This is a genomic window from Lacinutrix undariae (genome assembly GCF_052934785.1).
This window is the reverse complement of record NZ_CM128809.1, coordinates 3,200,828-3,217,223: the sequence shown is the minus strand read 5'-3', so window position 1 is coordinate 3,217,223 and position 16,396 is coordinate 3,200,828. Positions and strand designations below refer to the sequence as shown.

Genomic DNA, 16,396 nt, shown 5'->3' with positions numbered 1-16,396 from the left:
TTATACTTAAAAAGTGCTGATATTTAAAATGTCAGCACTTTTTTTGATCTTATTTTAGGTTATGCATTCGCATCCATTTCAACTTTCACTCTAGCCACAATTTCTAGCGCTTTGGTGAGTTCATCATTATGCACAAAGAGTTCTTGAAATCCTTGGTTCATTGACGCGTAACCCCCTAAGCGTTGCGATTCACTTTCGTCTTTAATAATTGGAATAATACCAACATCTTGTAGTTCGTCTTTTACTCTAGTCACTAAAATAAAGTTACCATCATAAATTTTTGTATATTCAGAAGTATTCATAGGCTTATATATTAATTGAATAGTATAATTTACAATTTTTTTAGGACATTTTACAACATGATAAGTTAATTGTTTGATTAGTGTTTTCTATGAGTTTTTAATTAATAATAGTTTTTAACTATTAAAATATAGTTTAATAAAATCTATAGATTTAATATTAAGCGTATTAATATGTAATTTTATAAAAAATAAGAGACCACACATTAACAATATATAACACAAAGAAACTATGGAACATAATATGGACGGCGATATTGGCAAATGCCCTTTTATGCAAGGCGCAATTACGACTACCGAAAAATCAGTAACAGATTGGTGGCCTAACACCTTAAATTTAGATATTTTACATCAACAGGATTCTAAAACCAACCCATTAGGAGCAGATTTTGATTATCACGACGCATTAAAAAAATTAGATGTTGCTGCTTTAAAAAAGGATGTTCATGAGTTTATGACCGATAGTCAAGATTGGTGGCCTGCAGATTGGGGACACTATGGTGGATTAATGATTAGAATGGCGTGGCATGCTGCAGGATCGTACAGATTAGCAGATGGTCGTGGTGGTGGTGGAACTGGAAACCAACGTTTTGCGCCATTAAACTCTTGGCCAGATAATGTTAGTTTAGATAAGGCAAGACGTTTATTGTGGCCAATCAAAAAAAAATACGGTAATACAATAAGTTGGGCAGATTTAATTATTCTTGCCGGAACTATTGCTTATGAAAACATGGGATTAAAAACTTATGGTTTTGCCTTTGGACGTACAGATATTTGGCATCCAGAAAAAGATGTGTATTGGGGTGCTGAAAAAGAATGGTTAGCACCAAGTGATGAGCGTTACAGTAATGTTGATAAGCCAGATACTATGGAAAATCCATTAGCAGCTGTACAAATGGGATTAATTTACGTGAACCCAGAAGGTGTTAATGGTAAATCAGACCCTTTAAAAACCGCATTACAAATTAGAGAAACATTCAAGCGTATGGCGATGAATGATGAAGAAACAGTGGCTTTAACCGCAGGAGGACATACCGTTGGTAAAGCACACGGAAATGGTGATGCAAGTATTTTAGGTCCAGATCCAGAAAGTGCAGATGTAGATGCGCAAGGTTTAGGGTGGTCTAACCCCAATAAATCAGGAAAAGGAAGATATACGGTTACTAGTGGAATAGAAGGCGCTTGGACCACGCATCCTACTAAATGGGACAATGGTTTTTTTGAAATGTTATATAACCATGAGTGGGAATTACGTAAAAGTCCTGCAGGCGCTACACAGTGGGAACCTGTAAGTATTAAGGAAGAAGATATGCCTGTAGATGTTGAGGATTTAACAACAAAACTAAATCCAATGATGACCGATGCAGATATGGCCATGAGAATGGACCCTATTTATAACGAGATATCCTTAAAATTTAAAGACGATTTTGATGCGTTTTCAGATGCCTTTGCTCGTGCTTGGTTTAAGTTAACACATCGTGATATGGGACCAAAAGACCGTTGGTTTGGACCAGATGTCCCACAAGAAGATTTAATTTGGCAAGATCCTATTCCAAAAGGAACTAAAGATTATGATGTTGCAGCTGTAAAAGCTAAAATTGCCAATACAGATTTAAGTATTTCAGCATTAGTGTCTACCGCTTGGGATAGTGCAAGAACGTATAGAGGTTCAGATTTTAGGGGTGGAGCAAATGGCGCACGTATCCGTTTAGCACCTCAAAATACATGGGAAGGTAACGAACCTGCGCAATTAGAAAACGTATTATCTGTTTTAGAGCCTATTGCAACTGAATTTGGAATTAGCGTTGCTGATACTATTGTATTAGCTGGTAATGTTGGTGTAGAAAAAGCCATTGAAAATGCCGGTATGCATGTGAGTGTTCCTTTTGCTCCAGGTAGAGGAGATGCTACGCAAGAGATGACAGATGTAGACTCTTTTGAATCTATGGAGCCACTTGCAGATGGTTATAGAAACTACCAGAAAAAAGAATATGTAGTTAGCCCTGAAGAGATGTTACTAGATAAAACACAATTACTTGGATTAACTGCTGCAGAAATGACAGTATTAGTAGGAGGTATGCGTGTTATGGGAACCAACTTTGGAGGAACTAAACATGGTGTATTTACAGAAAACGAAGGTGCTTTAACTAACGATTTCTTTGTAAACCTTACTGATATGATTTACGAATGGAAATCTCAAGATAACGGTATTTACAACATTACAAACCGTAAAACAGGTGCTGTTAAATATACAGCCACTCGTGTAGATTTAGTTTTTGGATCTAACTCTATTTTACGTGCCTATTCAGAACTATATGCACAAGATGATAGTAAAGAACGATTTGTAACCGATTTTGTTGCCGCTTGGACTAAAGTGATGAACGCGAATCGTTTTGATATAAAATAATTAGTACTAACATATAATGTAAAGGAGTGGGTTTTAAAAATCCATTCCTTTTTTATTGAAAAATTTTAGAAGATGAAAAAAGATACCGATGTTTTTTTTGAAGCGATTCGTGTAGAAGATAAAGACCGTTTAGATGCTTTATTATGTATTAACCCAGCTCTTGTCGCGGCTAAAGATGCTCGCGGATTTACACCATTAATTTTTGCTACCTATTTTGATAACGAAGTTGCAACCAAAATTTTAGTCGCACATAATGCCCCTATTAATGCTAAAGACGCGTCTGGAAACACCGCTTTAATTGGTGTTAGCTTTAAAGGTAACGTGGCACTTGCTAAGTATTTAATTGAAAATGGTGCCGATTTAAATGCAATAAATAACAATGGAACAACAGCATTAACCTTTGCAACGCAATACAATAAAGTTGATAGTGTAAAATTGTTATTAGAACACCATGCTGATACTACTATTAAAGATAACGACGGTAAAACAGCTTTGGATTATGCAAAAGCTAAGGATTTTGGCGAGATTGTTACGCTTTTAAAATAAGTAGTTTAAGCATTTTCTAGAATAGTTGAATAGTTGTATTAAAATAAAATAATAAAACCCCAGACCAGTCTGAGGTTTTATATAAAAATATATAGTTGTTTCTTAATTAAAAGAAGCCCATTGGTTTTTTGTCATAAGAGATTAACATATTTTTTACAACACGGTAATGATCTAAAGCCATTTTATGGTTTTCACGACCAAAACCAGATTCCTTAACTCCACCAAATGGTGCGTGAGCAGGATAGGTATTGTATTGGTTTACCCAAACTCTACCTGCTTGAATAGCACGTGGTACTTGGTATAATTCGTGAGCATCTCTAGACCACACACCAGCACCTAAACCGTAAGGTGTGTCATTTGCTATAGCGATTGCTTCTTCCGTAGTTTTAAACGTTGTTAAGGCTACAACAGGTCCGAAAATTTCTTCTTGGAACACTCTCATTTTGTTATCTCCTTTTAAAACGGTTGGTTGTACGTAGTAACCTTCGGCTAATTCACCTTCATAGTTACCAGCTTCACCACCAGCTAAAACAGCAGCACCTTCTTCAATACCAATTTTAATATAGTTTAATATTTTTTCGTATTGCGCTTTAGATACCTGAGAACCAATCATTGTTTCTGGATCTAATGGGTTTCCTGGTTTAACTAATTTTAAACGTTCCTGCATTTTTTCAACAAAACGATCTGCAATATCTTCGTGTACTAAAATACGAGACGGAGACGTACAAATTTCACCTTGATTTAAAGCAAACATTAAAGCCCCTTCAATAGCTTTACTAAAAAACTCATCGTCTTGAGCTGCTACAGATGGGAAGAAAATGTTTGGAGATTTACCACCTAATTCCATAGTTACAGGAATAATATTTTCGGCTGCATTATGTAATACCGTACGTCCTGTTTCTGTAGATCCTGTAAAAGATAATTTAGCAATACGTTTAGATGTTGCTAATGCTGCACCAGCTTCTTTACCAAAACCAGTTACAATATTTAATACCCCTGCTGGTAAAATATCACCAATAAGTTCCATTAACATCATTACACTTGTAGGTGTTTGTTCTGCTGGTTTTACAACTGCTGTACAACCGGCAGCTAATGCTGGCGCAATTTTCCAAGCTAACATTAACATTGGGAAGTTCCATGGGATAATCTCACCAACCACACCAACAGCTTCGTGTAATACGATGCTTACGGTGTCTTTATCGTGTTCTGAAATACTACCTTCATCTGCACGAATAACACCTGCGAAATAACGGAAGTGATCAATACAGTAAGGGATATCTGCTGCAAGAGACTCACGGATTGGTTTCCCATTATCAATGGTTTCTAAAGTTGCTAAATACTCTAAGTTATCTTCCATAACCTGAGCAATTTTTAATAACATATTACTACGTTCTGTTGCTGAAGAGTTGCTCCAAGCAGGAAACGCTTCGTGTGCTGCATCTAAAGCAAGATCGATATCTTCTTGTGTTGATCGTGCTGCTTGTGTAAAGACTTTACCATCTACAGGAGATCTGTTTTCAAAATATTGCCCTTTTACTGGGTCTACAAATTTTCCTCCAATAAAGTTTCCATACTTTTCTTTAAATTCGGGTTTCGTTACATTTGCCATAATTATATATCTGTATTTAATTTTTATGATTAGCCTGAAATATCAAGCGTTTTAATTATGGTACAAATGTATAATGGAAGAGAGGCTTTGTATTTATTGATATGGTTCAATAACTTATGAAAACAGTCCAAATAATTAAAACCAGTGTTGATTAAATCTTAATCAATTATTAAAACATTGATTTTTAGTAATTTGAAATAAAATAGAGATATTTAAATTTCGGTTGGACTAATTCCGAATTTGTTTTTAAATGCCACACTAAAGTTAGACAGGTTGTTATAACCGACTTCTAAATAGATATCAGACGCTTTTAAATCGCCACCTTGAAGTAACTCTTTTGCTTTTTGCAAACGCTTATCTTTTAACCATTTTCCAGGTGCTTCTTTATATTCTGCAGTAAAATGTCTTTTAAACGTAGACAAACTCATGTTGCATAAAAAGGCGATTTCTTCTAATTTTAAGTTAGAGTGCACGTGGTCTTCGACAATGTTTTTAAAAGGCGACACCTCTTTTGAGATTAAGGCGTGTAGATAATGCTCAAACTCACTACCATATTTGTCTAGTAAGTACAATAGTATTTCGTCAAATTTAAGCGCTAGCATCGCATCGCAATACGGAGAATCTTCAAAAGTGATGGAAGATAACGAACTTATAAACGACGCCATATAGGCATCGTTTTCTATTACAAAATAAGGTACCTTTTCTTGGTAGGGCTTTACGTTTTTGGTGTATTTACTTAAAAAATCGGTAAGTTTCTTTTCAGAAAAAAAGAAGAGTTTGCAATAGTAAATCGCTTCGGTGTCTAGCAACTCGGTCCAAAGCCAGTTTCCTTTTTTCAATAATAATGATTGCTCGCTATTTACCGCTTTAGAGGTGTTTGCAAAATGGACTTGCTTTTTACCCACTTGCAAAAAACTAAACATATTCATGCTTAAGTTCACCTTACTTTTAACCACATCGCTGGTCATTTTAAAGTCGTACACAAAAATGTCTTTGCTTTTGGCCGTGTTACCAATAAAAATTTCAGGAATGTTCTCTATGGCCATTTATAGTGTTTTTTGGACTTATTTTTAATACCGATTGGCAAAGTTAGTTATTTTAAACCCAAGCTTCCGATTGTATTAACTTGTTTTATTCCAAACCTGTTTTTTCAGGATTCCAAAATGGTTTGGTTTTAATTTGTTTGCTGTCCCAGCCTAAGTCGTTTTTAAAGTATTTGTTAAGTGCAATACAGACACGGCTATCTCCAGCGATGTATACCATACTTTTTCCGTTAAGTTTAGGTGCTATTTTTTCAATATGTGCAATGATTTTTTCTGAATTGTTTGGTTCGAAGTCATAAAAATCAAATGGCTTTTTGTTATCGATATCGGCATACAATTCCTTCAAATCCTTGTTATAAATAATACTTTCTACCTGTTTATCTTCCGTTAGGTATCTATTTATCATATACAGGTGTGATACTGCCGATAAATCGCCAATCATTAGGTAACTATCTGCCGTTTGATCCACCGTAAACTTCCCTTTTTTGGTCTTGTAATACACGGTATCTCCAACTGTACAATTTTTTACCCAAGAGGCACCAATACCATTGCTATGTGTCGCTATTGCCAAACTAATGGTGTTTGTCTCTTTATTAATATCCCAAATAGAATAGCTTCTTACCATATCTTTTTTGGAGCTGGTATTTTGCCCAATTCCTACGCCTAATCTTATAAAACACCCCGGTATAAAGTCCATAGTTTTTACCGCATCACTAGTAATATCTATTTTATAAACACTAGCGTTATACTTTGTTTTGGATGTAATTACGCCTTTGTCCATTATTGTCTTCATTATTGTTTCTAATAGTACCATAATTTTATTTTTTAAATTTCTTTTTAATTGTAATAACTAGACCGATTAGTAAAGCTGGAATGGTAATAAATACGGTAACTTTTACTAACGGTAGTACATAAAGCAACCAAGATGGTGTTGGTTTTTGAGCATTTTCAGTGGTGTTTTTAGTCGAATTTAAAGTGATTTGTTGTGCCCAATTTGAGTATTCAATCCACCAAATCCCTAAAGACAGGATTACACTTAAAGCTAGTAGCAGTAGTAATGCCTTACGTTGTTTTTTAACGATAGTTAAGATTTGTTTTAAGTGGTGTAAATCGGCTAGTAGCTTTAGTTTTTTTAGGGATTGCACAATCCATGTCCAATGCAACGCTAAATGCACACCCAAAAAGGCCATAAATAAAGTAGCCGATAGATTATGTGTGACTGTCCAAAAGGCATTTATTTTAAAATGTATTCCCAATACGGGTAAGGCAGCTTCTGAAATTACAATCCCTGAAACCGTGACGACTAACATTAAAAGGTATAAAAACCAATTAAAAAAATAATCGAACTTAGATTTTTGTTTTACGTTTTTAAATGCTTTTTTGGAGTTATTCGCAATCCATTTCCAATTAACCAGTAAGTGTAAAAAAAACGGTATTAGAATTATAAAACTTAGCCATTCATGTATAGGAATCCCTGTGCTTTGGGGTATTAATACCAAAATCATTAATACAAAGAATAACAGGTCTAGAAGGACACGTACTTTAGCTATTTTTCCATAATTTTTATTTGATTTGCTCAATGGTTTTATTTTTTAAATTTTATTAGTAAAAAGTAGATTATAGAAAGTACTAGTAAAATGGCACTTACTGCAATAAAGCTATTTTGAAGTCCTATTGCATTCTGTATAGGTTGAATTGCTATTGGTGACATAAACATTCCTAAAAAATTAAACCGTGTTAATTTACCCACGTATTTTCCGCGCTGTTTTAGAGGCACTAAAGACATGATCCATAAGTTTGCATTAGGCATTAGCGCCCCAATACCAAAACCAACCGCAACAACACCAACGACCGCAATAAGATAACTTGTACTTAGTCCAATAATTAAATACCCTAAGGCCATAAACATAAAGCCAACAATATACAGACTGGCAAAGCTTAATTTTTGTCGTAGTTTTTTAGAAAGAATGGCTGATATTGCTAAGGATATCATCATTGTACCAATAGCGATACCCACTAAATTAGCACTAACGCCAGAAAATGATTTTAGTAAAAAAGGAAGCTGCACAGGGATGATATAAAAGAAAAGCATGGTTAAAAACGAACTGATATACACCAACCAAACTTTGTTACTTACGTGCACATCAGATTCATTTTCTAGGTGTTTATGATGGTGTTTAGGCTCGTGTAAATAAAACGGCACTAATACTACAACGATGGCTGCAAAGCCATACACTAAAAACGTATAATGCCAATTTATATCTGCCAAATAGCCTGCTGCAGGAATAAAAAGTAAGCCTCCAAGTGCATTAAAAGCCCCTTGTAACCCCATAAAATGTTCGCGTTTATGTCCTTCAAAATAATCGCCTACCAAGGTTGTGGACGTGGTCATAATTCCGGCGACGCCAATACCTAAAACAACACGACCAACTAGTATAAGATATAAGTCATTTAGCCAATACCCAGAGGTTCCGGCAAACGTGAAAATAATTAGAGCGGCGATTAGTATTTTAATACGCCCATATTTATCAATAAATTTTCCAGTAATAGGAGAGATGATGGCAATGGTAAGTGCTGGTAGCGTAAGCATCAGTTTTGTTAAGGTCTCCACATTGGCAATATGGCTAAAGGCGTTGCTTATTGCAGGTAATGATGGTGCAATAATTGCATTGGCTAGCATGGTAAGCATGCTGGCTAATAGTAATGTAATTTCTAGGGATTTTTTAGTAGTCATTTTCATTTGTAATGTTGATTAGTCAACAATTAATTTAAATTTTTTTAATCAATGTTTTTTAATAATTTATTAAGGAGTTGGTTTAATGTTTGTGCTTCCGTCTCTGTAAAACAACTCAGTGCTTCGCTAACCGTTTGTTTAGAAGCTTCTTTAAATACTTGTACTACATGTTCGCCATCTTTAGTTAATGCAATAGTATTAGATCTTGCATCTACACCAGATTTTCTAATCACTAATTGTTTGTTTTCTAAATTATCCAACATACGTTTTGTAGCCGCTCTATCTTTATGTTGTAATTTGGCAATTTGGCTTTGGTTCATTTCACCTTCGTTAGAAATTAACACCAATAATCGCCACTGTTCTGGAGTGGTATTTAAATCTAAAGTATTAAAACGTCCCTGAAGTTTTTGTTGTAAAATTCGGGATATGGTTGTGGTTAAATAGCCTACAGAATCGGTAAATATATATTTTTTAGCCATCAGTAAAGTGTTGATTAGTCAACAAAGTTACGTCGTATTTTTTAAACTACTATTATTTTTAGTCAAAAAAATAATAGTATGATTTTTTGCGGTGTTTAGGCGATCTAAAATAAAGTTAACACAAATCCCAGAAAAGCACCAGCAATTACAATAAAAGCACTGTTCACTTTATTAAAGATGTATACAGCTATCAGGCTTATTGCAGCAATCAGAATTGTTCGCCAATCCGTCAATGTTTCTTGTCCCATGGCTATACAAACCGCTATAATTACTGCTACTGCCGCAATATTTACCGCATCTAAAAAAGCCGAAAACAGTTTTGATTGTCGCATTTTAGGTATTAACGGATTCAATATTGCTACAAATATAAAAGAAGGTAGGAAAATGCCTATGGTAGCCGCTATGGCTCCCCAAAAACCTCCTAATTGCCAACCAATAAATGTGGCGGTAGATAAAACTGGTCCAGGCGTAAATTGTCCAACCGCAACCGCATCAATCAATTCTTGCCTGGTTAGTAATCCTGTAGTCACTAATTCGGCATCCAGAAAACCAAATAATACATAGCCACTTCCGTATAGTAAGGCACCCACTTTAAAAAAGGTCCAAAGAATTTTTAAAGTGCTTGGTGTTAAGACTATTTGCAATGCAACAAGAGGCGCAAAGCTGTTGAGGTTGTTTTTATTGTTTTCAAAAACATATAACAGTAAACCTATAAGTCCGCATGTAAATAAAGCTATAATTTCGTTTGCTCCCAGTAGACACGCTATTAAGGTTATTATTCCTAATACGCCAAGTTTAACATTCTTTAGGGCTTTTTTACCTAGTCTATAAACCGCATCTAAAATAATAGCAATTACAGCAGGTTTAATGCCATAAATAAAAGGTTCTACTTTTGGGAGTTGTCCATACTGTTGATAGAGCCAAGCCAAAAGCATGGTAATGGTTATTGCCGGAAATACAAAGCAAAAACCCGCTACAATTAGCCCTTTCCAACCTGCTTTTTCATGTCCGCAATGCATGGTCATTTCGGTAGAGTTTGGTCCAGGAATTAAATTGGTAGCACCAACCAAATCCAGAAAATGTTGTGGTGTCATCCATTTTCTTTTTTTAACCACTTCGTCCTCCATCATGGCAATATGCGCTGCAGGACCACCAAAAGCAATGCTTCCTAATTTGAAAAACAGTTTTGCAACTTCTTTTAGGTCTTTTTTACTGGCCATTTTTTAGAAATAGGTTTCATTAATATGCTTAATAGAACGCTAATCACAATTCCTCCTAAAACATCTGATAGATAGTGTGCACCTAATACCATTCGGGAGTAGGCGACTAAAATTGCCCATAAAAATAGCGGTATTAGATACCTTTTTTTTAATGCTAAAAATAATGCTAAAAACGCCAAACTAAAGACTATGGTTGTATGTCCTGAAGGGAACGCATAGGGGCTAACCTGCGAAAAAGTAATAATATCTGGATGTGTTACAAACGGACGCGGTCTGTTAATTATGTATTTTAATACTAGGCTAGTAATTGCCGAAAGTGTAAAAACAAACAAGAGGCTGTAATAGATGTTATTAAACGCTTTTGGTTTCCGTTTGATATACAACCACCCTAAGCTTACTAATACCATAATACAAACTAAGAATGTAGTCGCTGATACCCCATAAAAAAAGGTATCTAAAGCACTAAATCTATGGGTTTGTATCCATTTTAGAATTTGATAATCGTATTGAAAAAAGGTTTTCATTTCTTTTTAATTTTAGAGTCAGCAGACCAATAACCGCCACCTTTTATGAATAGAAAAAGACACCCTAACCACATGGCTAAATCTGTTCGTGTTTCATGCACCATACTCCAAAACCCATAGGTTTTAAGATTTCGAAGCGTAAAGGAACCAAAACTTTCGGCAAAAGCTATAGGGATTTTAGTCACCACTATAGACACAGTCATATTTATTAGCATGGCAATTGCTGCTGCACGTGTTAAAAGACCAAGCAGTAATAATATACCGCATATAATTTCGAAAGCACCAACAAAATTCGCGAAAAATTCCGGATTAGGAAACCCCATTTTCGCAAATCTTCCAGTCCCTCGAGCTGCAGGTTCTATAAATTTTTGAATCCCTTCCGAAAGGAAAATAAATCCTACCATAAAGCGAATTATTATGGTGGTTTTAGCTTGATCTGTTTTAATTAATTTATGAAACATTTTAGTTATTTTAATTTCTAATTGGCGATTGTCTGTGCAGCGGTTTTTTAACACTAAAACTGGGTAGTTTTTCCATGGAATGGCAACTAATACAACTATATGTAAGTGTTTGAAAACCGCTGTTAAATCGCATAGTATCTCTTTTTTGTAAAGCTTTACGCATTTGAGGAAGCGCTACCGTTAAAAAATGATTTGCAGACTTGGCACGTTTTGGTCTGCGTTGTAAACCATTTTTTATGGCTTTTTCAATCTTCTCTAATTGATAATCGGCAAAGGCCCAATTTTGATCTTGTCCAGCTCAATATAATTCTTGATAACGGTAGCCGGTTTCTACCATTGCCATATCAAAACCTCTAAATTGGTTTTCAATAGTGGTTAATTGTTCCTTTTCGGTGCCTTTTATCCATTGACCTTCTAGCTTTTGTGTTTTGGTATTATTACATGAAAACAGCAAAAGCAAGCAAATGGTAATTAGTATGCCTTTCATAGTACTTATTTTTTTGTACTCGCAAAAATATACAATACTTAGGCATTTTAATGGTCTATTTGAAAAACGATTGGTATTTAAAAGTTTGTTTTCCTATAAGTTTTTGGTGTGCTATTCACGTGGCGTTTAAAGTATTTTGTAAAATGCGAATTATCGCTAAACCCAAGTGTATTTGCAATTTCGCTTATCGTAAAATTGGTGTACAGTAAAAGCCTTTTGGCTTCTTTTATTATATGTTCAGACAGTATTGCACTTGCCGATTGCGTTGCTTCTTTTTGGCAAATAGCATTTAGATTTTGTGGCGTGGTATTTAGTAGGTTAGCGTAATAACTCACCTTATTAATTGGTTGGTGTTTTTGGTCTATAAGTTGGATATAGCTATTAAAAACGGCGTTGTTGCTCGTTTTGGAAGGTGTAAACGTCTCTGATTCTAATAGTTTTGCGAATAGCGCTTTTAATAAACCATCCATAATAGGTTTGTTTAAAGCACTTTTTTCTTGATACTGATTAAGCAGCAATTTAAAAAGCGTGTTTACAGTCTCGTCTTTTGGAAATAGGCAATTTTGCGCACTTAATTTAGAAAGCAATTGCATGATGTCTTTATCTAAACAATCGTCTATAAACGATTTTTTAATAATAAGCACAAAACCTTCTGGTTCCGATTGTATGTCCCAAAAATGCACTTGTTCTTGTCTGATTGTAAATACAATTGGTGGTTGTATTTGGTAGGTTTTGGTATCTATGGTATGCGTACCACTGCCTTTGGTTAAGTATATAATTTCAAAATAGTTGTTGTGCTTGTGTGGGACTGTGGTTCTAACATGTTTTCTAAATGCCTCCACTTTTATGGTTGTAAATGGTGTGGTTTTATCTTTTATTTTGATGTTAGTGGGCATTGGATGTTTTGTTGGTTTTTGAGGTTGATTTTTTTTATAATTGATTAGGTGATTATAAAACTGAATAGAAAATTTGCAAGGATTTTCGTAAGTCCTGGAGAACTAGCCATTAATTATATAGGGTGTTGGCTACTGTAATTTATTCTTTTATTCTCCAGAAATTTTCTGTTATGTTTTTGTAAAAAAGATTGGATGAAAAACCACTAATTGTGTCATCATAAAACAATTCAATGTCCGATACAAACTGAAATATATTTTTAGCTATTGGTTTCATTTTATTTTCGGAAAATTCATCTTCAATAAAAATTTCATCCAAGTTTTGAGCGTCTATTCCAACAAAGAGTAATTTCTGACCATCACATTCTCCAATCGGTATAGTTTTATTAAAATCAATTCCATCAAAATCGAAGTTTCCATTTTTATTAATAATTATAGGAATAATTTCTGTTATTGATAAAAGTTCATAGACTAAAATATACTTATCATGAGGGCGATATGCTCTATCAAGAAAATCCTTTTTTTTATCAAATCTATTATCGAGATATTTAAATTCTTTGAATTTTCCACGTCCTATAATATAGTTCTCTATAAATACCTTGTAAATTGTTGGTAGATTATACTTAAAATCACTAATTTTTTTAGTTATTTCAGTTCTATACTTCTTATCCGAAATGTTTAGAAGTTCAGTCCCTTTTGCAAAATTATTCATAAAAGTATTCTTTTTATATTCATAAGAGTGAGGCTTTATAGTTGGCAACGTTGTTGTATGTGGTTTTTTGCGTGTTTTAAGCAGTGAATTTAGTAAATATAAACCGACCAATAAAGTCCGCTAGGATTTTGTAAGTAGGCGAGAAGCCAGCAATTAATGATACACATTGTTATCTGCTGGCTTTTCCTCATTTTATTGTGAAACTGTTTTTAATCCGATAATTGAGCCGACTAATGTTGTAATAAAAAGTAACCTTAAAAATGTTGCGGGTTCTTTAAATACCACGATTCCGAGTAAAACGGTTCCAACTGCACCAATTCCTGTCCATACTACATAAGCAGTTCCGATGGGTAATGCTTGAGTTGCTTTAATTAAAAGTCCCATACTAATCCCACAAGTAATGAGGAAACCCAAATACCATAGATACATCTCATTTCCCGTGGCTTCTTTCGCTTTTCCCAAACAAAATGCAAATACGACTTCAAATAAACCTGCAACAACTAAAATAATCCAATTCATAACTATTGTTTTTTTGCAAAGATGGGAAATGGGATTATAGAAAAATTTTACAAATGTTAAAAACGCCAATTTATTTTACTTCTGCTCTTATTCTGCTTAAACTTACTTGAGTTATGCCTAAATAAGAAGCAATGTACCCTAATTGTACACGTTGAATTAATTCAGGATTATTTTTCAGAAGTTCTGTATAGCGTTCTTTAGCTGTTCGAAATTGTCGGGAAATAAGTCGTTCTTCTGTCCTAATAAGTTCCTGTTCAGCAAACCTTCGTCCCCAATTTGCGATAAATATGTCTATATCAAAAAGTTCTTGTAAGCTCTGAACTTTCAATTCGTATAGTTCGCAGTCTTCTAACAGCTGAACATCTTCGTATCCTTTCTGATTTGCAACATAATTTTTCATTGAGATAACGGCATCACCTTCTTTTCCGAACCAAAATGTAATTTCATTGTCGGCAGTATTGGTATAGGCACGGACAATTCCTTTTTTGATAAAATAGATTCTTGTTTCAATTTTATCTGCTCTCAACAAAAAGTGTCCTTTAGGATAATTTATTTCTGAAATAAACTCTTTAATTGTCGATTTTGAAGTATCAGGTAGAGGATAGATGTCGTTAAGAATTTGGTCTATTGTCATTTAGTATATTGTTGTTTAGCTTGCAGGTAACAGTTTTGTATATGGTTTAAGCAATGAATTTAGTAAATAAAGCACGAACGGCGAAATTCTGTAGGAATTTCCCAAGTGAGCTAAAACCAGCAATTAATTTTATAGGGTGTTACCACACGTTTTTATTCTAAAGTTTTCCTTCTAATTTTATTTCCCCACCCATTATCTTCTGAAAATTTCGAAAATTCAAAATTTTTAATATTAGGAATTCGTTTTAAATTCATTGACTTAATCATTTCTAATGTTGGTTCAAGTGTCCAACTGCTATATTCATCAATTCCTCCATAAAGATTTCCTGTTCCTATTTCTATTACGTTTTCAACCATAATTATAAAGTCAGTATCAGAATTTTCATAAAACTTCTTTAATTCGTGATATTCATTCACAGTAATAGTAGGGAATTCAGATTCTATTTTTTCTGGTTGAATATTCAGAATATGTTTAGGGTTTAAATCACTTATTTTTTCGTCCCAAACATCTAACTCATCTGAATTTGTAAACTCCCATAAATTATCTAAAATTTTAACTATTAATTCATCTTTAAGTTCATTCTCTTTTACGTATTGTTCTAAACATTTCATTCCGTAAGCGAACCTTCCACGAATTGATATTTTTTTTAAGATTTCTGTTTGTTTATCAATATCCATTCTGTTTTGTTAATGTTTGCTAACGTTTATGTATAAGAATAGTTGCGGGTTTGTATGCGAGGATTTTCCGAAGGAAAATCAGACGTTACAAACACGCAACGACCTTTGATTAAGCACTAAACCGCAATTATTTTTATACGGTGTTGGCATTAGTAATTTTAATTCTATTTTCAGTTTTTCCATTATCCGAAATCAAAGTCAGTTCGTTATTCTCGTCTTTTTCAATTGTCCAATGAAATGACTTTATTCCAGTTTCCAAAACTTCGATTTTATTTTTTAATCGGTCGTAATAAATCAAGTCATTATTCGCTCTGGTATGAACTCCGCTTTTAATCGGATTAGAATTCCACTTTTGCAGATAAACACCATTTTCTGTTCTAAAAAACCAGTCTCCAAAGAATTCCTTTCCGAAAGCATTTTTTGGTTCAGTTTTTAAGTGAATAAAAGCAGGTCCAAATCTTAATTCGCCAGAATATTTACTCAACAATTTTAATTCCGAAAATGAAGTCAGAATTGCCCAATCATTTTTTTCGTCAGCATAAGAATCATATTCCGCATTTTTGTCAATTCGTTTGCGTTGAAGCAAAAGAACAACGACCAAAATTCCAATCACTATATATCCTATTGTTACTGTCTCCATTATTAATGCCAACTCGTTATATAATAACTGTTATTACTTATATCCCTTAAATATATTGGGATATAGAGAGTTTATCCTTTTTTATATAAAAAAAGTTGTAAGTAACGAAGTTCTCAAATTCCCACAATAAACCAAGGCTCACAACAAACAAAAACCACCAAGCTTTCGCTAAGTGGTTTTATAATTAGACAGGTATAATAATCACGTAAATAACAATCTACAAAAAACTCGCTCTTACTTCGGCAACTAACTTAGTACCATCTGGATCTGCTTTTGTTTTAAGATTCGTAAAATCTTCCGCCCATTTTGAGGTACGTATACGTAAAGGCGGGTGGTTATTTTGTGCCACTTGTAAAGCTACGGTTGCGACTTCTAATCCGGTTTGATACAATGAGATTTCGCTTAATTTTGATCTTTTTTCAATTCCAGCCATGTATTGATCAAAAATAGGTGCGTACTCGTGTTTTTAATAATGGTATCTACTGTAGCTTTTATAGTTTAGATTAGGTTTC

20 protein-coding genes are annotated in these 16,396 nt (G+C 34.0%); 2 read left to right on the top strand and 18 right to left on the bottom strand.

What is annotated here, in order from left to right; genetic code table 11:
* Positions 1 to 59: 59 nt before the first annotated feature.
* On the bottom strand, positions 60 to 302 hold the full coding sequence (locus ACU4C5_RS14530) for a putative signal transducing protein (protein WP_446844935.1): 243 nt from the start codon (positions 300 to 302) through the stop codon (positions 60 to 62).
* 229 nt (positions 303 to 531) lie between these two features.
* On the opposite strand from ACU4C5_RS14530, the gene katG reads away from it, so the two are divergent.
* Positions 532 to 2,706, top strand: coding sequence for a catalase/peroxidase HPI (gene katG, locus ACU4C5_RS14525; protein ID WP_446844934.1), 2,175 nt, complete (start codon positions 532 to 534; stop codon positions 2,704 to 2,706).
* Between the two features lie 72 nt (positions 2,707 to 2,778).
* Complete coding sequence (locus ACU4C5_RS14520) at positions 2,779 to 3,252, top strand: ankyrin repeat domain-containing protein (RefSeq protein WP_446844933.1); 474 nt, start codon at positions 2,779 to 2,781, stop codon at positions 3,250 to 3,252.
* 106 nt (positions 3,253 to 3,358) lie between these two features.
* Here the strand turns inward: ACU4C5_RS14520 and ACU4C5_RS14515 are convergent, their stop codons facing one another.
* The 17 genes from ACU4C5_RS14515 to ACU4C5_RS14435 all read right to left on the bottom strand — a co-directional run bounded on the left by ACU4C5_RS14515 (position 3,359) and on the right by ACU4C5_RS14435 (position 16,317).
* Positions 3,359 to 4,861, bottom strand: a complete 1,503-nt coding sequence (locus tag ACU4C5_RS14515) for an aldehyde dehydrogenase family protein (RefSeq protein ID WP_446844932.1) — start codon at positions 4,859 to 4,861, stop codon at positions 3,359 to 3,361.
* Positions 4,862 to 5,073: 212 nt separating this feature from the next.
* Positions 5,074 to 5,907: a helix-turn-helix domain-containing protein gene (locus ACU4C5_RS14510; protein ID WP_446844931.1), complete on the bottom strand. Its 834-nt coding sequence runs from the start codon at positions 5,905 to 5,907 to the stop codon at positions 5,074 to 5,076.
* An 85-nt stretch (positions 5,908 to 5,992) separates the two neighbouring features.
* Complete coding sequence (locus ACU4C5_RS14505; RefSeq protein ID WP_446844930.1) at positions 5,993 to 6,697, bottom strand: siderophore-interacting protein; 705 nt, start codon at positions 6,695 to 6,697, stop codon at positions 5,993 to 5,995.
* A gap of 25 nt (positions 6,698 to 6,722) precedes the next feature.
* On the bottom strand, positions 6,723 to 7,484 hold the full coding sequence (locus ACU4C5_RS14500; protein WP_446844929.1) for a DUF4405 domain-containing protein: 762 nt from the start codon (positions 7,482 to 7,484) through the stop codon (positions 6,723 to 6,725).
* 5 nt (positions 7,485 to 7,489) lie between these two features.
* Positions 7,490 to 8,638: an MFS transporter gene (locus ACU4C5_RS14495; RefSeq protein WP_446844928.1), complete on the bottom strand. Its 1,149-nt coding sequence runs from the start codon at positions 8,636 to 8,638 to the stop codon at positions 7,490 to 7,492.
* Between the two features lie 44 nt (positions 8,639 to 8,682).
* Positions 8,683 to 9,117: a MarR family winged helix-turn-helix transcriptional regulator gene (locus ACU4C5_RS14490; RefSeq protein WP_446844927.1), complete on the bottom strand. Its 435-nt coding sequence runs from the start codon at positions 9,115 to 9,117 to the stop codon at positions 8,683 to 8,685.
* 104 nt (positions 9,118 to 9,221) lie between these two features.
* Entirely contained in the window at positions 9,222 to 10,337 is a 1,116-nt protein-coding gene (chrA, locus tag ACU4C5_RS14485; protein ID WP_446844926.1) for a chromate efflux transporter, read from the bottom strand.
* Complete coding sequence (locus ACU4C5_RS14480; RefSeq protein ID WP_446844925.1) at positions 10,316 to 10,861, bottom strand: phosphatase PAP2 family protein; 546 nt, start codon at positions 10,859 to 10,861, stop codon at positions 10,316 to 10,318. Before ACU4C5_RS14480 ends, chrA begins: the two co-directional genes overlap by 22 nt.
* Entirely contained in the window at positions 10,858 to 11,322 is a 465-nt protein-coding gene (locus ACU4C5_RS14475; protein WP_446844924.1) for a DoxX family protein, read from the bottom strand. The genes ACU4C5_RS14480 and ACU4C5_RS14475 overlap by 4 nt, the downstream gene beginning before the upstream one ends.
* Before the next feature lie 298 nt (positions 11,323 to 11,620).
* Positions 11,621 to 11,809 carry a hypothetical protein gene (locus ACU4C5_RS14470; RefSeq protein ID WP_446844923.1) on the bottom strand — a complete coding sequence of 63 codons (189 nt, stop codon included), beginning with the start codon at positions 11,807 to 11,809 and terminating at the stop codon, positions 11,621 to 11,623.
* A 77-nt stretch (positions 11,810 to 11,886) separates the two neighbouring features.
* Entirely contained in the window at positions 11,887 to 12,705 is an 819-nt protein-coding gene (locus ACU4C5_RS14465; protein ID WP_446844922.1) for an AraC family transcriptional regulator, read from the bottom strand.
* A gap of 139 nt (positions 12,706 to 12,844) precedes the next feature.
* Complete coding sequence (locus ACU4C5_RS14460; protein WP_446844921.1) at positions 12,845 to 13,414, bottom strand: hypothetical protein; 570 nt, start codon at positions 13,412 to 13,414, stop codon at positions 12,845 to 12,847.
* Positions 13,415 to 13,606: 192 nt separating this feature from the next.
* Positions 13,607 to 13,933 carry a DMT family transporter gene (locus ACU4C5_RS14455; RefSeq protein ID WP_446844920.1) on the bottom strand — a complete coding sequence of 109 codons (327 nt, stop codon included), beginning with the start codon at positions 13,931 to 13,933 and terminating at the stop codon, positions 13,607 to 13,609.
* A gap of 70 nt (positions 13,934 to 14,003) precedes the next feature.
* Complete coding sequence (locus ACU4C5_RS14450; protein ID WP_446844919.1) at positions 14,004 to 14,567, bottom strand: Crp/Fnr family transcriptional regulator; 564 nt, start codon at positions 14,565 to 14,567, stop codon at positions 14,004 to 14,006.
* Between the two features lie 152 nt (positions 14,568 to 14,719).
* Complete coding sequence (locus ACU4C5_RS14445) at positions 14,720 to 15,244, bottom strand: hypothetical protein (RefSeq protein WP_446844918.1); 525 nt, start codon at positions 15,242 to 15,244, stop codon at positions 14,720 to 14,722.
* A gap of 133 nt (positions 15,245 to 15,377) precedes the next feature.
* Positions 15,378 to 15,884: a hypothetical protein gene (locus tag ACU4C5_RS14440; protein ID WP_446844917.1), complete on the bottom strand. Its 507-nt coding sequence runs from the start codon at positions 15,882 to 15,884 to the stop codon at positions 15,378 to 15,380.
* Between the two features lie 217 nt (positions 15,885 to 16,101).
* A complete protein-coding gene (locus ACU4C5_RS14435) occupies positions 16,102 to 16,317 on the bottom strand; it encodes a hypothetical protein (protein ID WP_446844916.1) in 216 nt (71 codons plus the stop codon).
* Positions 16,318 to 16,396: the final 79 nt, after the last annotated feature.

Excerpts from the sequence above, each read along its gene's own strand:
- ACU4C5_RS14530 (WP_446844935.1), bottom strand. The coding sequence starts at position 302 with ATGAATACTTCTGAATATACAAAAATTTATGATGGTAACTTTATTTTA.
- katG (WP_446844934.1), top strand. The coding sequence starts at position 532 with ATGGAACATAATATGGACGGCGATATTGGCAAATGCCCTTTTATGCAA.
- ACU4C5_RS14520 (WP_446844933.1), top strand. The coding sequence starts at position 2,779 with ATGAAAAAAGATACCGATGTTTTTTTTGAAGCGATTCGTGTAGAAGAT.
- ACU4C5_RS14515 (WP_446844932.1), bottom strand. The coding sequence starts at position 4,861 with ATGGCAAATGTAACGAAACCCGAATTTAAAGAAAAGTATGGAAACTTT.
- ACU4C5_RS14510 (WP_446844931.1), bottom strand. The coding sequence starts at position 5,907 with ATGGCCATAGAGAACATTCCTGAAATTTTTATTGGTAACACGGCCAAA.
- ACU4C5_RS14505 (WP_446844930.1), bottom strand. The coding sequence starts at position 6,697 with ATGAAGACAATAATGGACAAAGGCGTAATTACATCCAAAACAAAGTAT.
- ACU4C5_RS14495 (WP_446844928.1), bottom strand. The coding sequence starts at position 8,638 with ATGACTACTAAAAAATCCCTAGAAATTACATTACTATTAGCCAGCATG.
- ACU4C5_RS14490 (WP_446844927.1), bottom strand. The coding sequence starts at position 9,117 with ATGGCTAAAAAATATATATTTACCGATTCTGTAGGCTATTTAACCACA.
- chrA (WP_446844926.1), bottom strand. The coding sequence starts at position 10,337 with ATGGCCAGTAAAAAAGACCTAAAAGAAGTTGCAAAACTGTTTTTCAAA.
- ACU4C5_RS14480 (WP_446844925.1), bottom strand. The coding sequence starts at position 10,861 with ATGAAAACCTTTTTTCAATACGATTATCAAATTCTAAAATGGATACAA.
- ACU4C5_RS14475 (WP_446844924.1), bottom strand. The coding sequence starts at position 11,322 with ATGTTTCATAAATTAATTAAAACAGATCAAGCTAAAACCACCATAATA.
- ACU4C5_RS14470 (WP_446844923.1), bottom strand. The coding sequence starts at position 11,809 with ATGAAAGGCATACTAATTACCATTTGCTTGCTTTTGCTGTTTTCATGT.
- ACU4C5_RS14465 (WP_446844922.1), bottom strand. The coding sequence starts at position 12,705 with ATGCCCACTAACATCAAAATAAAAGATAAAACCACACCATTTACAACC.
- ACU4C5_RS14460 (WP_446844921.1), bottom strand. The coding sequence starts at position 13,414 with ATGAATAATTTTGCAAAAGGGACTGAACTTCTAAACATTTCGGATAAG.
- ACU4C5_RS14455 (WP_446844920.1), bottom strand. The coding sequence starts at position 13,933 with ATGAATTGGATTATTTTAGTTGTTGCAGGTTTATTTGAAGTCGTATTT.
- ACU4C5_RS14450 (WP_446844919.1), bottom strand. The coding sequence starts at position 14,567 with ATGACAATAGACCAAATTCTTAACGACATCTATCCTCTACCTGATACT.
- ACU4C5_RS14445 (WP_446844918.1), bottom strand. The coding sequence starts at position 15,244 with ATGGATATTGATAAACAAACAGAAATCTTAAAAAAAATATCAATTCGT.
- ACU4C5_RS14440 (WP_446844917.1), bottom strand. The coding sequence starts at position 15,884 with ATGGAGACAGTAACAATAGGATATATAGTGATTGGAATTTTGGTCGTT.
- ACU4C5_RS14435 (WP_446844916.1), bottom strand. The coding sequence starts at position 16,317 with ATGGCTGGAATTGAAAAAAGATCAAAATTAAGCGAAATCTCATTGTAT.